General features: G+C 59.6%; 11 protein-coding genes and 2 tRNA genes. 6 read left to right on the forward strand and 7 right to left on the reverse strand.

The features are described 5' to 3' along the window. Positions 1 to 2 precede the first annotated feature (2 nt). The 4 genes from BQ5379_RS06725 to argH all read right to left on the reverse strand — a co-directional run bounded on the left by BQ5379_RS06725 (position 3) and on the right by argH (position 1966). Positions 3 to 84 (reverse strand) — tRNA-Leu (locus BQ5379_RS06725). 79 nt (positions 85 to 163) lie between these two features. Beyond that, a complete protein-coding gene (gene rpsT / locus BQ5379_RS06730; RefSeq protein WP_071134727.1) occupies positions 164 to 418 on the reverse strand; it encodes a 30S ribosomal protein S20 in 255 nt (84 codons plus the stop codon). A gap of 31 nt (positions 419 to 449) precedes the next feature. Further along, positions 450 to 521, reverse strand: a tRNA-Glu gene (locus BQ5379_RS06735). 113 nt (positions 522 to 634) lie between these two features. Further along, a complete protein-coding gene (argH, locus tag BQ5379_RS06740; protein WP_071134728.1) occupies positions 635 to 1966 on the reverse strand; it encodes an argininosuccinate lyase in 1332 nt (443 codons plus the stop codon). 225 nt (positions 1967 to 2191) lie between these two features. Between argH and araJ the strand changes: the two genes are divergently transcribed. Then, positions 2192 to 3355: an MFS transporter AraJ gene (gene araJ, locus BQ5379_RS06745; RefSeq protein ID WP_071134729.1), complete on the forward strand. Its 1164-nt coding sequence runs from the start codon at positions 2192 to 2194 to the stop codon at positions 3353 to 3355. 65 nt (positions 3356 to 3420) lie between these two features. On the opposite strand, the gene recO is transcribed toward araJ, so the two are convergent. Beyond that, positions 3421 to 4194, reverse strand: coding sequence for a DNA repair protein RecO (recO, locus tag BQ5379_RS06750; protein ID WP_083377632.1), 774 nt, complete (start codon positions 4192 to 4194; stop codon positions 3421 to 3423). A 536-nt stretch (positions 4195 to 4730) separates the two neighbouring features. Beyond that, positions 4731 to 5321: an RdgB/HAM1 family non-canonical purine NTP pyrophosphatase gene (gene rdgB, locus BQ5379_RS06755; protein ID WP_071134731.1), complete on the reverse strand. Its 591-nt coding sequence runs from the start codon at positions 5319 to 5321 to the stop codon at positions 4731 to 4733. Positions 5322 to 5432: 111 nt separating this feature from the next. Between rdgB and BQ5379_RS06760 the strand changes: the two genes are divergently transcribed. From BQ5379_RS06760 to BQ5379_RS06770, 3 genes are all read left to right on the forward strand, one after another. Further along, positions 5433 to 6872, forward strand: a complete 1440-nt coding sequence (locus BQ5379_RS06760) for an arylsulfatase (RefSeq protein ID WP_071134732.1) — start codon at positions 5433 to 5435, stop codon at positions 6870 to 6872. 12 nt (positions 6873 to 6884) lie between these two features. Next, the gene (locus tag BQ5379_RS06765; protein WP_071134733.1) at positions 6885 to 7550 is read left to right on the forward strand and encodes a WbqC family protein; all 666 of its coding nucleotides are present in this window, start codon (positions 6885 to 6887) and stop codon (positions 7548 to 7550) included. A 213-nt stretch (positions 7551 to 7763) separates the two neighbouring features. Beyond that, complete coding sequence (locus BQ5379_RS06770) at positions 7764 to 10019, forward strand: DUF4838 domain-containing protein (RefSeq protein WP_071134734.1); 2256 nt, start codon at positions 7764 to 7766, stop codon at positions 10017 to 10019. Between the two features lie 292 nt (positions 10020 to 10311). Here BQ5379_RS06770 and BQ5379_RS06775 read toward each other — a convergent pair whose 3' ends face one another. Then, a complete protein-coding gene (locus BQ5379_RS06775) occupies positions 10312 to 12606 on the reverse strand; it encodes a patatin-like phospholipase family protein (protein WP_071134735.1) in 2295 nt (764 codons plus the stop codon). An 86-nt stretch (positions 12607 to 12692) separates the two neighbouring features. Between BQ5379_RS06775 and BQ5379_RS06780 the strand changes: the two genes are divergently transcribed. Continuing rightward, complete coding sequence (locus tag BQ5379_RS06780) at positions 12693 to 13430, forward strand: peptidylprolyl isomerase (protein ID WP_235846041.1); 738 nt, start codon at positions 12693 to 12695, stop codon at positions 13428 to 13430. A gap of 66 nt (positions 13431 to 13496) precedes the next feature. Then, the gene (gene pheS / locus BQ5379_RS06785) at positions 13497 to 14531 is read left to right on the forward strand and encodes a phenylalanine--tRNA ligase subunit alpha (protein ID WP_071134737.1); all 1035 of its coding nucleotides are present in this window, start codon (positions 13497 to 13499) and stop codon (positions 14529 to 14531) included. Positions 14532 to 14682 lie beyond the last annotated feature (151 nt).

Here is a 14682-nt window from a genome sequence, read left to right on the forward strand (position 1 = left end):
TGTACCCGGAGCCGGGATCGAACCGGCACGGATCGCTCCATTGGTGTTTGAGACCAACGCGTCTACCAATTCCGCCATCCGGGCAATAATTTACCGCCATTCATATAGATATATGACGGCGGTAAATCTGTATTCCGTAATGTATCGTCCAGCGCGACGGGCCTTATGCCAGTGCGTTGACTTTCAGTTGAAGCGAGCTCTTCAGGTTGGCTGCTTTGTTGTCGTGGATGATGTTTTTCTTGGCCAGTTTGTCGAGCATGGCTACTACTTTGGGCAGCAGAGCTTCGGCAGCGGCTTTGTCGGTCGTATTGCGCAGTGCTTTCACGGCGTTACGAGCGGTTTTGTGGTAGTATTTGTTGTGCAGACGACGAGATTCGGTCTGACGGATACGTTTTTTGGATGACTTGTGGTTTGCCATTACGTTAAAAAATGTCTGTGTTTTTACTTCGTAGCCCCTAGGGGAATCGAACCCCTCTTCCAAGAATGAAAATCTTGTGTCCTAACCGATAGACGAAAGGGCCATCCTTTTCGTTCGCGACCCGGTTGACTTCCGGATTACGGACTGCAAAGGTAAATACTCTTTTTTATTCCGCCAAATTTTTTCGACCTGCTTTTTTGCGGAACCGACCAATTATCAGCGCGTCAGCTCCTCTTCGGCACGAATGAAACGGTCGAAATCGAACTTTTGAAGCGCGGCGGCCATCAGACCTTCCACCTTGTCCAGGCAGAGGTTGCCGATACTTCCGGCATGGGTGTGATGCACTTCGCGGCTCGGGCGGTAGGTACCGTTTTCGATGTCGAGTCCGACGGTCCGGTAGGCTTCGCGGAACGGCACACCGCTCAGCACCAGTTTGTTAACAACTTCCACACTGAAGAGATAGTCGTATTTCGGATCATCCAGGATGTTGGTTTTCACTTCGATATGGTGCAGCATGTAGTCGGCCATGTCGATGCACTCCTTGAGGGTTTGGATAGCCGGGAAGAGCACCTCCTTGAGCAGCTGAAGATCACGGAAATAACCGGTCGGCAGGCTGGTGGTCATCATCGAAATTTCGTTGGGCAGCGCCATGAGGCGGTTGGTTTTGCTGCGCATCAGCTCCCAAACGTCGGGATTTTTCTTGTGCGGCATGATGCTCGATCCGGTGGTCAGCTCGGGCGGATAGGCGATGAACGAGAAGTTCTGCGACATGAACAGACAGTTGTCCGTGGCCAGTTTGTTGAGCGTGGCAGCCACCGACGACATGGCCTGGGCCAGCACCCGTTCTGTCTTGCCGCGTCCCATCTGGGCATAGACGACGTTGTAACTCAGCGTATCGAAGCCGAGCAGACGGGTGGTCATTTCGCGATCCAGCGGGAACGACGAACCGTAGCCGGCGGCCGATCCGAGCGGATTCTTGTTGCAGACCCGGTAGGCGGCCTCCATCATGGTCAGGTCGTCCACAAGGCTCTCGGCAAAGGCGCCGAACCAGAGGCCGAAGCTCGACGGCATGGCGATCTGCAGGTGGGTATATCCGGGCATCAGAACCCCTTTGTGCTGTTCGGCCAGCCCCTGGAGGGTGTCGAACAGGGCTTTGACGCGGTTTACGATCTGGTAGATTTCGCGACGCAAATAGATGCGCAGGTCGACCAGCACCTGGTCGTTGCGCGAGCGGCCGCTGTGGATCTTCTTGCCCGTATCGCCGATCCGGCGGGTCAGCATCAGTTCGACCTGTGAGTGAATGTCCTCGACGTCGTCCTCGATGCGGAAGTCGCCGGCCTCCATCTCGCGATAGATGGCTTTGAGTTCGCGCTGCACGTCGGCCAGTTCGTCGGCCGTGAGCAGACCGATAGTTTCGAGCATCCGGGTGTGGGCCAGCGAACCGAGCACGTCGGCCTGGGCGAGATACATATCCATTTCGCGGTCGCGGCCGACGGTAAAGCGATCGACCTCGGCGGTGTCGTTGCTGTTTTTCTGCCAGAGTTTCATCTTTCCTTGTTCTGCGAGTTATTTTCCGTTCCGCAAAGGTACAACAAAATACAGGGAATAGCACGGGCCTTCCCCATCCGTCGACGGGAAATTTACCCCACTCGGGTCCGTGCTGCCGCCCGGATGGTCGTTCCGACTACCCCCTACCCCGCAACACGCAGTACCACGGCCGGGATATTTCGCTATTTTTGCGCCTCGCAAAAACAAGCGGTACATTCTCAAGATATGAAAAAGAGTTTGATTGCCCTGGCTTTCGGCACACTGGGGCTGGGCATTACGGAGTTCGTGATGATGGGGATCCTGCCCGACGTGGCGGCCTGGATGGGCGTTTCGATCGCCAAGGCGGGCCAACTGATCTCGGCCTACGCCATCGGGGTATGCGTCGGCGCTCCAATGCTGGTGCTGGCCCGCAAGTTCCCGCTCAAGAACATCCTGCTGGTGCTCGTCGGGGTGATGATCGCCGGCAACCTCTTCGCCTCGCTGGCTCCGAACTTCTGGAGCCTCGCCGCAGCCCGTTTCGTGTCGGGCCTGCCCCACGGCGCCTATTTCGGAGTGGGGTCGATCGTGGCCTCGAAACTGGCCGACGAAGGAAAAGGATCGGCCGCCGTGTCAATCATGATCGCCGGCATGACCATCGCCAACCTGTTCGGCGTGCCGCTCGGCACCTCGCTCAGCCACACCATCTCGTGGCGCATCCCGTTCCTGCTGGTGGCCGTCTGGGGGGTACTGACGCTGTTCTATATCTGGAAATGGGTTCCGCAGGTCGAAGGGCTGCCCGACACGGGATTCCGCGGCCAGTTCCGGTTCCTGAAGAATCCGGCCCCGTGGCTGATTATCGGGGCGACAATGTTCGGCAACGGCAGCGTCTTCTGCTGGTACAGCTACATCAACCCGCTGCTGACCGACGTATCGGGATTCAGTGCGGGCAGCATCTCGCTGCTGATGATTCTGGCCGGAGCGGGCATGGTGGTCGGCAATCTGGCCGGCGGACGACTCGCCGACCGCTACTCGCCGGGGCGCGTGGCGATGGTCACGCAGGGAACGATCTTCGTCCTGCTGCTGTCGATCTTCTTCGGCGCCGGCGTATGGTGGTTGTCGGCTCTGCTGATGTGCTGCTGCACGGCGTGCCTGTTCGCGGTTTCGAGCCCGCAACAGATTCTGCTGATCCGCTACGCTCCGGGCGGCGAACTGCTCGGCGCGGCCAGCGTGCAGGTGGCCTTCAACCTGGGCAATGCACTGGGCGCCTACGTCGGCGGGCTTCCGTTGCGGGCCGGCATGGGCTATGAATACCCGGCGCTGGTGGCGGCACCGGTCGCGCTGTGCGGCTTCGCGCTGCTGATGGTCTTCTACCGCCGTTACGAACGCCACGACTGTCAAAAGGCGGCCTAATTCCGCCGCCCCTTAAGTCTAAAGCATAATAGATTGAGAAAGCCTCACGCGGACCGACCGAAGCCTCAAAAAATTTCGGAAAGAATGCGCAGCGAATTGACGCTGTAGATGGCGTCGGTGTGGAAGCCGTAGAGGTCGGTGAGCCGTTCGAGCATCGAGACGCGCTGTCCGCGGGCCAGTCCGATGCCGGCCAGATCGTCGGGCGTACAGTGGTCGAACGTGTGGAAAAGGGTCGCCTCGGCCGGCGGCATGGCCAGCGTATGCTGTGGCAGCTCCGGCGTATAGAGACCGTTCCGGTAGTCGAGCGCATAACCCTCGACATAGTTGTCCTGCGGGCCGTAGCCCATATATCGGGTCAGATGGACCAGAAACCAGAGGTGGAAATTGGCGACACCCTCGGTCAGCGTATCGAGACGCGCGATGCTGGCCTCGACGAAACGATACAACTCGGGGTCGGGTTCGTCCTCGCGAATCAGCCGATAGAGCAGTTCCGAGAGAAACAGCGCGATGGTACTTTTGACAATATCGAAAGGGATGTCCGACAGCGGAAGCCCCATGCGGGGCTGCTCGATGTGGTGCAGTTCGCCGCGCCCGGCCCAGGCATCGAAATCGAGCACAAAAAAGGGCTGGTACAGACTTCGGCCGCTGTTGCGGGGACTGATCTTGGTGATATAGCTATGGCGACCGTAACGGGCCGTGAAGATGTGCACGATGAGCTGCCGTTCGCCGTACTTGAGCGAATGGAGGACAATGCCGCGGGTTTTGTAACGGCCACGGGGAATGGGAATCTTTTGCCCTTTGGCGGGCGGTGCCGGCATCGGGCCGGGATTCTCTATCATTATGCAGCTATCCTCTTAATGTTTATTACGAAGTCTTTCTTTCGAGGCGGAGCAGGGCTACGGATCGTTCGGAACGCATTGAATCGCGTAGGACATCGGGCACTACGCATATTTCCACCTGATTCTATTGCATCCCAGACACCCGGCCCTTTCCAAACATTCGGGCCGGTTCGGAATCATCCTAAGACGTTCTGGAAGTATGAAGGCATGAAGCCCGCGAAACATTGGAAAACACCCCATACGCACGGCCCGCTCAATCACCACAGCGCCGCAACGCAACACGTCAGGAGGCTCCGCACCTCACTCCCCACAGCGAGCCCGTCCAATCGCCCCTCGTCCACTCCCCCCCCCGCAACCTCTATCCTTTGCTCCGGCGACCTACGCCCCGAACCCCGCAGCCTACGATTTCTCCCGGTGGACACCCCGCGTACCTTCTCCCGATTCACGGCCTCTCTTTCACCTCCTCGCCCCGGGTTCTCAGCCTCTCCTTCACAGCCCCAGCCCCCGGTTTTCAGCCCCCCGGCAGCGGCAACCCGCTACAAAGAGGCCAGGAACTCGATCAGTTTGGCCGTAGCCCGGCCGCGGTGGCTGATGCTGTTTTTCAGTTCGAGCGGCATCTCGGCAAAGGTCTCTTCGTATCCGTCGGGACGGAACACCGGATCGTAACCGAACCCTTCGGCTCCGCTCCGCTCGCGGGTAATTTCGCCGTTGACGATCCCTTCGAAGAGATACTCCCGTCCGTCCAGAATCAACGCGATGACGGTACGGAAACGTGCCCGACGGTTCTCCTGCCCCTTCAGCCGCTCCAGCAGCAACGCCATGTTCGCCTCCGACGAATGGCCTTCACCGGCGCCGTTCACGGCCGCATAACGCGCCGAAAAGACACCCGGCTCGCCGCCCAGCGCCTCGACCTCCAGTCCGGTGTCGTCCGCAAAGCAGTTCATGCCGGTTTTTTCATAGATATAACGGGCCTTCTGCAGGGCATTGCCCTCGAGGGTCGGCTGGTCTTCGGGAATATCTTCCGTGATTCCGTGATCGGCAGGCGTGGAGAGTTCGGCCCGGTCACCGATCAGCGACTGTACTTCTCTGAGTTTGTTACGGTTTCCCGTCGCAAAAACAATCTTCATGACAAACACTTGATTAACCGGAACAAAAATACATAAAAAACGGGGCCCGGCCCACAAGGTCCCCATTGTTTGAGAAAAAAACAGTAACTTGCCGGATAAAACAGAACTCCCATGAAGCACCTCTCGGAATGGACCACACTGATGGCCCTAGCAGCAGCGATGCCCCTCACCGCAACCGGTAAAGAACAAAAAGCCGCCCCGGCACCCGACGCAACGAACACGAAACTGCCCAACATCGTGTTCGTACTGACCGACGACCTGGGTATCGGCGACATCGGAGCCTACGGCCAGCGCACCATCCCCACCCCCAACATCGACTCGCTGGCCCGTGCCGGGATGCAGTTCATGCAGCACTACTCCGGATCGACCGTCTCGGCCCCCAGCCGCGCCGTGCTGCTCACCGGCAAACACACCGGTCATGCCGGCGTCCGCGGCAACGACAGCCGGACCCTCGAAGACGGAACCGTCTATGACTATTCGCTGCCGGCCGAAGAGGTGACCGTGGCCGAGATTCTCCGCTCCAAAGGTTACGCCACCGGCATCACCGGCAAATGGGGTCTGGGCGGCTACCCCGAAGAGGGAGGCGTAGGCAACCAGGGATTCGACTACTTCTTCGGCCACCAAGCCCAGGTCGACGCCCACCACTACTATCCCAAGAAGCTCTACGAAAACGGGACCAAAATCGAACTCGACGGCAAACAATACTCCGACGAACTGACCACCCAGAAGGCACTGGCCTTCATCGACCGGAGCGTCCAGGCCGGCAAGCCCTTCTTTCTGGAGTTCGCCACCACCCTGCCCCACGCCGAACTGGTGCTGCCCGAAGAGGAGATGAAACCCTTCGAAGGCAAATTCCTCGAGACCCCGTTCGAGGGGGGATGGTACGGCGCACAGCCCCAGCCCCGCGCCGCCTTCGCCGCCATGGTCAAACGCATCGACAACAACGTCGGCCGTCTGATCGCCAAGTTGCGTGAAACCGGCCAGCTCGAAAATACCATCTTCATCTTCAGTTCCGACAACGGTACCCACGTCGAAGGCGGTCACGACCCCAACTATTTCAACAGCAACGCCCTCTTCCGCGGCACCAAACGCGACCTCTACGAGGGCGGCATCCGCACCCCGTTCATCGTCGTATGGCCGGGCCACATCCGTCCCGGCAGCGTGAGCTACCACGTATCGGCCTTCTGGGACTTCCTGCCCACCGTGTGCGACATCGTGGGAGCCGACGTCCCCAAAGGAGTGGACGGCATCTCGATGCTCCCCGAATGGACTGGAAAGGGCGAACAGCCCAAACACGACTACCTCTACTTCGAATTCCACGAAGAGGGAGGCAAACAGGCCGTGATCCGCGACAACTGGAAACTGATCCGCCTCAACGCCCAGCAGCTCTCCAAAGACCCCTCGAAGGTGCGCTACGAGCTCTACAACCTCTCGCGCGACCCCAAAGAGCTGCGTGACGTGGCCGCCGAATACCCCGGCAAGGTTACCGAGCTGAAAGCCATCATGGATGGCTCCCGCACCGAATCGGCCAACGCCGCCTGGAACTTCTAAACCCGCCGCACCGTGTTAGTGACAACCGCCTACCTCGGCAACCTGCAGTACTTCGCCAAACTGGCCTGCGGAGCGCAGATCGAAGCCCACGAGAACTTCCAGAAGCAGACCTACCGCAACCGGGCCGAAGTGATGACCGCCGCCGGCGTGCGTACGCTGACCGTCCCCGTGGACTGGGACCACTGCGCCAAGATGCCCATCCGGGAGGTGCGGATCGACTACAAACTGCCCTGGCAGCGCGAACACTGGCGCACCCTGCGGGCTGCCTATGCCGCCGCCCCCTACTACGACCACTATGCCGAACGGCTGGCACCCTACTACGACCCCGGCCGCTACCGGCCCGAGCGGCTCTTCGACCTCAACAGCGACCTGACCCGGTTGCTGCTGCAACTGCTCGGATGGCCCGACACCCTGCGCTTCACCGAGCGGTACACCCCGCCGGCACCGCTCGACAGCGCCCCCGCCGCAGGCGACTTCCGCGACGTAATCTCGCACAAACCGCGACTGAAACGTCCCGATCCCGCCTTCGCCGACCCCACCTACTACCAGACCTTCGCCGACCGCATACCCTTCGCGCCGAACCTGTCGCTGCTCGACCTGCTCTTCTGCGAAGGCCCCCAGGCAGGAACCATCCTGCGCGACAGCATTCGCACCTCCCCTCCAGTGGTCACCCCGTAGCCCCAGCCGGCCACGCCCACGGACGAAACCCACCGGCGAATGGCACCGGGTCACTCCGACGGCACCCTAAACCGAACGACCTACCTCCCCACCGGGTGCCACAGGCAGCACCGCTCCACGACCAGTCCGCCCCCCGCAGGCACCCGCCCCCGAGACGCACTCATCGAACAACCAAACAACTAACCCGATAAACAAATCCAAAACCACCACCCGATGAAAGCCTTTCTACCGCTTTTGGGCACAGCCCTGCTGGCCAGCGCCTGCAGCAGCGGCATCGAGCTGGCCGACAACGGCCGGAGCGACTACCGCATCGTGATCGCCGCCGACGCCGACAGCCTCACCCAGCTCACCGCCGCTCGTTTTCAGCGCTACTTCAACCAGATTTCGCAGGCCACCCTGCCCATCGTGACCGATGCCGAAGCCGCCACCCCGAAAGAGATCGTCTTCGGCCCGACCAACCGCGCAGCCGCCGGTGACACCGTAACGTTCGACCACCTCGGCGCCGACGGATTCGTCATCTACACCCAGGGTCCGACCCTGCACATCGCCGGCCGCACCTCGCGCGGGACGATGAACGGCATGTACAGCCTGCTCGACGACTACTTCGGCTGCCGGAAATACTCCGCCAAAGTCGAAGTTATCCCCCAGCAGGAGACCGTCACCCTGCCCGAACAGATCTACGACCGTCAGGTCCCCATCATCACCTTCCGCGACACCCACTACCGCGGCACCAACGACCAGGGATACGTCGACTGGCACAAACTGAGCCACGACTCCGTCGGCGGGAAACCCGACTGGGGATCCTGGGTACACACCTTCGGCGTCCTGCTCCCGGCCGACAAATATTTCAAGACCCACCCCGAATACTTTGCCCTCGTAAACGGGAAACGCGCCACGACCCAACCCTGCCTGTCGAATCCCGCCGTGCTCGAAATCATGTGCGAGAACCTGGCCAAAGCTATCGAAGCCAACCCGTCGGCCACCTACTGGTCCGTCAGCTCGAACGACAACTTCGGCTACTGCCAGTGTCCCGAGTGCGCCCGGATCGACTCGATCGAAGGATCACCGAGCGGCTCCGTGATCCGTTTCGTCAACCAGGTTGCCGAACGCTTCCCGGACAAAATCATCTCGACCTTGGCCTACCAGTACTCACGGGCAGCACCAAAGGTGACCAAACCGCGCGAGAACGTGAACATCATGTTCTGCAACATTGAGTGCAACCGCAGCCAACCGATCGCCACCGACCCCTCGAGCGCCTCGTTCCGCCGCGACATGGAGGAGTGGGCCGCCCTGACCGACAACATTCTGGTGTGGGACTACGTCGTCCAGTTCAAGAATCTGGTCAGCCCCTTCCCCAACTTCCATATTCTGAAACCCAACATCCAGTACTTCGTGGATAACCACGTCGTAGCGATGTTCGAACAGGGCAACCGCGAAATCGGCGGCGAATTCGCCGACCTGCGCGCCTACCTCATCTCGAAACTGATGTGGAACCCCTCGGCCAATGCCGACTCGCTGATGAACGACTTCCTGAACGGCTACTACGGCGCCGGCGGCCCCCACATCAAGGAGTACATCAACCTGATCACCCGGAACCTCAACCAGAGCGGCAAGTCGCTCTCGATCTTCGGCGCGCCGACCGACGGTGCCGACAGCTACCTCTCGCCCGAAAATCTGGCCATCTACGAAGGGTGTTTTGACCGGGCCGAAGCCGCCGTTGCCAACCAACCCGAAATCCTCAAACGCGTCCAGATCGCCCGTCAGCCGCTGCGCTACGCCGAGCTCGAACAGACAAAACTCGACCCCTACGGTCCCCACGGCATCTACATCCAGGATGCGGACGGCAGCTGGAAAACCAATCCGGAATACACCCGCAAACTCGAAGCATTCATCGCCCTGTGTAAGGAAGAGGGTGTCACCCGCCTCTCGGAATGGCACACCACGCCGGACGAATATCTGGACATCATGAGCCGCGTGTCGATCGTACGTCAGGAGGGGAACCTGAGCTTCGAAAAGCCGGTCACCCTCTCGCCCGCACCGCACCCGAGCTACAACCGCGACGCCGACAAGGTGCTCACCAACGGCATCCACGGCACCAACGACTATAAAATCCAGTGGCTCGGTTGGGACGTTCCTCGTTTCGAAGCCGTCCTCGACCTGGGCTCCGAACAGCAGATCGGCAAAGTGACCGCCACCTACCTGCAGACCCTCACCGACTGGATCTTCTTCCCCAAACAGGTTACCTTCTACGTCTCGTCCGACGGTCAGAACTACACCCAGGTGGGAATGGAGGCCCAGCCCGAAGTGAACCAATCGGTATCGGTCGGCGTGCGCGACTACTCCAGCGCAGTGAATCGCAAGGGACGCTACGTGAAAGTCGTAACCGACGGTGTCGGCACCTGCCCGCCCTGGCATCTGGGTGCGGGCGGAAAAGCCTTTGCCTTCATGGACGAAATCATCGTCGAATAACACCCATCCCGGCAACCCGGCGAAGCGGTTGCAAACCGGAAACGGAGACGAAAACACACCGACCGGCATTCCCAAAACAGCGGCAGGGAACAGACTTCAATAAGCCTGTTCCCCGCCGTTTATTTTCTCCGCCCCAACCCATCCCATCCACAAATACTTTCGCACACAGAGCTGTACAGCGGAAACTTAACACACATTCGGGAGTGCATCCACTCCGGCATCACCATCTTCCCCTCATTCGCCCCATCCGTCCTAGATACATTATTTTCCCTCCCCCGCACATTCACGGCCATCAGAAGCGCCGCGAAGAGAAGAGCGTATAACCGAAATTAAAGACCACCTGCCATGCCGAACGTCCCGTGCTGAACTTGCTGATGGTCAGCGAAGCCGGGCCGATAAAGGTCTGATAGACCAGCGAACCGCCGAAGACAAACTCCGACCGTTCCCGCAGCCGATTCCAGACATCACCCGTCCACCCGTGGTCGTAGACCACCTCCTGCGGCACAAAGGCATAGACGTAGGACTTGATATAGAGGTTGTTGATGATATTAAATACCGGCATCACGCCCGCCGCCAGATAGGAACGCGAGCGAAATTCGGGCATGAACATGGTCCGCATCAGCGGGGTCGGCTGGAACGCCGGCAGCGACATGGCCGTAGCCAGCGGAGTGGCAAAATCGGGATGGTTCGAGAAGGTCGCCTCGCCCAGGAAGCCGAACGTAAACCATTTCGACAGCGGCGCGTAGCGTTCATACCGATACCGGATCTCGAACCAGTTGCGGTTCCGTCCCTGGAACGTGGTCGGAGCATCGGCCAGTGTTCCCGGGTAGTAACTTTCGAGCCCCTCCGTGAAACGCAACTGCAGGATATGCTCCGTTCCGAGACTCGGATAGAGGGTGTAGTTCAACGACTGCTTCTGTACCTCGGCCGAGAGTGTCGCGTACGAGAAGCGACTGCGGTCGGCCAGATCGGCACTCGTATACTGTCCCCGGAAATAGTAGTCGTCCGTGACCCCCAGCGCCAGGCGACCCCGGAACGCCGCATTCTCCAGTACCGGAATCGCAATCGAGGTCGACAACACGTTTTCGTTCCGGGTCCGATAGCGCCAGTCCCGCCCCAGATAGTAGCGGTTCATGTGGTTGGCCAGATAGTCATAATTGTCGAGCGTGTAGTTATACTCGATATAGAACGGGAAATTGGTGTAGATATCGTGGCGACCGCCCACCTTCACCGAATTGTAGAAGGTGCCGAAGTAGCCCTGCAACGCATAGGTCGAGACGTTGCGCCCCACCGTGCGGTAACTGAAGGCCGCATAGCCCTGGTTCAGCGCCGTGGAGGAGATGTTGCCGCCCAGCGAAAACTGCATGCTGGCCTGCGTGTGGAGGGTCAGCTTCAGCCGGAAGAATCCCGTCTCGGGATTGTAGGTCACCTCCGGGAACTCGCCGCTGAAAACACCGCCGGCCAACACCTGTTTGTATTTTCGCTCGAAATAGTCCACGTCGAACAGCTGGCGCGGTTTGAGCCCCAACTGACGGTACACATACTCGGTCTGCTTCGGGGTCAGCCCCTCGATGTCGATCTGCTCGAATATCAACGGTTTGATCCGGGCCTTGAAAGCCTCGCGTTTGGCGCGGATCTCCTCGTCCGAGACCCGCCGCGTGATTCGTTCGCGGATGAGCGGCATCTGCCGCATGGCGTCCTCGTAACCCCGGGCTATGATGTAGCTGGCCTTGTCGTAATCCAGCACGCCGACCTCCTTGAAGCGGCGCCGGATCTCGACATCGAGGCTGTCGGGCAACGAATAGTCGGTATTGCTGGTGGCCATGACGCTGACCTGCTGGACAATGTCGTTGGCCGAAGGGTTTTCGTAGTTGGCGGCGCAGACGCCCCCGATCAGGATGTCGGGATGGAACGCAGAATCGAGCGGCTGCCACGGATAATTGTTGTACAGGCCGCCGTCGAAGAGTACCACGGTATCCTGCGTGAGGGGCTTGAATACCAACGGGATGGTCATCGATGAGCGAATGGCGAACGGGAGGCTCCCCTGGTCGAAGACCACCGATTTCTTATTGTACACGTCCGAGGCGTTGCACCGGAAGGGGACCATCAGGCTGTCGAACCGGTTGCCGGCCGCCGCCGAAGCCGGAAAGAGCATCCGGATAAAGGCCAGGTCGAGCTGATAGGGCGAGATGATGTTGGTCGGGAGCTGGATGGCCGACGACTTGACCGCCTTGGGGTCGATTTTGACCGTAATCATGCTCGGCGTCGGTTCGAACTTTTTGAAATAGTAATTGTTGTCCAGGTCAGAGTTTTTGGACGAGAGCCAGTGCTGAACCGTGTCGGTGATGAAGAAACGGATCATCTCGTCGGGCGAATAACCGGCGGCGTACATCCCGGCCACGATGGCCCCCATCGAGGCTCCGGAGACATAATCGATCGGGATGTTATTCTCCTCGAGCGCCTTCAGAATACCCACATGATAGAGCCCCTTGGCACCTCCCCCGCTCAGGACAACACCCACCCGCTGGCCGCGTGCTCCGACGGCCAGCAACATGCAAATCGATACCAGTGCGAGAAATCGCTTCATAATCGCCCGTATTTCGCCGGGAATTCGTAAATTTGTTTTTTGAAACTCATATTCCCGGAATAATGGTAGAACAACACGTAAATGTAGTGAAAATTATTCGCTCTCTGCTCATAGCCGCAATTTGTTGCCTGGTCGTATCACCCGCCACGGCAAAAAGAACACTCACCGCCGGAGCGGGAGCCCACTATGTGGTCAAGATGAAGACGTCGGAAGGAACCGTGAAGTTCCGCCTGTTCAACGACACCCCCAAACACCGCGACAACTTCGTGAAGCTGGCCCAGCAGGGTTTCTACGACAACCTGCTCTTCCACCGCGTCATCCGTGACTTCATGATCCAGTGCGGCGACCCCGAGAGCATCGAGGCCTCGCTGGTGAAAGTCTACGGCAATGCCGACGCAGGCTACAAAATTGATGCCGAAATTCTGCCGCGCTACTACCACAAACGCGGCATGGTAGCCGCCGCGCGTGAAGGCGACGATGTCAACCCCACCCGCCAGTCCTCCAGTTCGCAATTCTACATCGTGACCGGCAAGGTCCAGACCGACAGCACGCTGGCCGCCGCCCGCAAGAAGATCGAAGAACGCGCCGCCAACCCCGCCGAGGCCCAAATCACTCCCGACCGCGAGAAAGTCTATCGCAAGATCGGCGGAGCCCCCCACCTCGACGGCAGCTACACCATCTTCGGCGAAGTTCTCTCCGGCATGGGCACCGTCATGCGGATCTCGAAGCTCCCCACCGACGCCCAGGACCGCCCCAAAAACGAAGATGTCTACATCAAAAGTATCCAAATCAAAGTAGTGAAAGACCGCAAGAAGGACCTTTAGCCGCCCGTCGGCCCCACCCACACGCTCCCTGCGGCACCACGCCATCCCCGATAAAACACGACCGTCATGATTGAAAAGATAGAAAATCTGTTAGCCGAAGTCGAAAATTTCGCACCCAAGACCCTTGCCGAAGTGGAAGAGTTCCGCATCCGCCTGTTAGGCAAGAAAGGAACGATCACCGCCCTGTTCGACGAGTTCAAGGCCGCCCCCGCCGACCAGAAAAAGACGCTGGGTCAGGCCATGAACCGCCTCAAAACCGCCACCATCGACAAGATCAACGCCCTCAAGGCCCGCCTCGAAGAGTTGGCCTTCGCCTCGGTTGACGCCAGCTCGCTGGCACTGGACATGACCCGTCCGGCCGGAGCCGACAAAGTCGGAACCCGCCACCCCATCTCGCTGGTACGCGGCCAGATCCTCGACATCTTCGAACGCATCGGCTTCGTCCCCGCCGAGGGCCCCGAAATCGAAGACGACTGGCACGTCTTCACCGCCCTGAACTTCCCGCCCGAACACCCGGCACGCGACATGCAGGACACCTTCTTCGTCGAGAAGAACCCCGACATCCTGCTGCGCACCCACACCTCGTCGATCCAGGTGCGCGTGATGCAGACCCAGAAACCGCCCATCCGCGTGATCTGCCCCGGCCGCGTGTTCCGCAACGAAGCCATCTCGTACCGCGCCCACTGCATCTTCCACCAGGCCGAAGGGCTCTACATCGACGAAAACGTCTCCTTCGCCGACCTGAAACAGACCATCCTCTACTTCGCCAAGGAGATGTTCGGCGAGAAATCCGAAATCCGGATGCGTCCCTCGTACTTCCCCTTCACCGAACCTTCGACCGAAGTCGACGTATCGTGCAACCTCTGCGGCGGTAAAGGATGCCCCGTCTGCAAATACACCGGCTGGCTCGAAATCATGGGCGCCGGCATGGTCGATCCCAACGTGCTCGAAGCCTGCGGCATCGACAGCAAACGCTACACCGGTTTCGCCTTCGGTATGGGTGTCGAACGCATCGCAATGCTGAAATACGGCGTCAAAGACCTGCGCCTCTACTTCGAAAACGACCTCCGCTTCCTGCGTCAGTTCACCCCCGTCTATTAATCTTCGGGTGCTCCCGAACTGGTGCGCTAAACGGGGGAGGGCCGAACAGAGGGGCCGAGCAGAAGGAACTGAGGAGAGTGAGGAGAGTAAGGAGAGTGAGCAGAGTGAGCTGAGGAGCCGAGTAGAAAACCAGAGCGGGCAGGTAGAGAGT

Origin of the sequence: Millionella massiliensis, assembly GCF_900104655.1 — a bacterium.
GTDB lineage: Bacteria > Bacteroidota > Bacteroidia > Bacteroidales > Rikenellaceae > Rikenella > Rikenella massiliensis.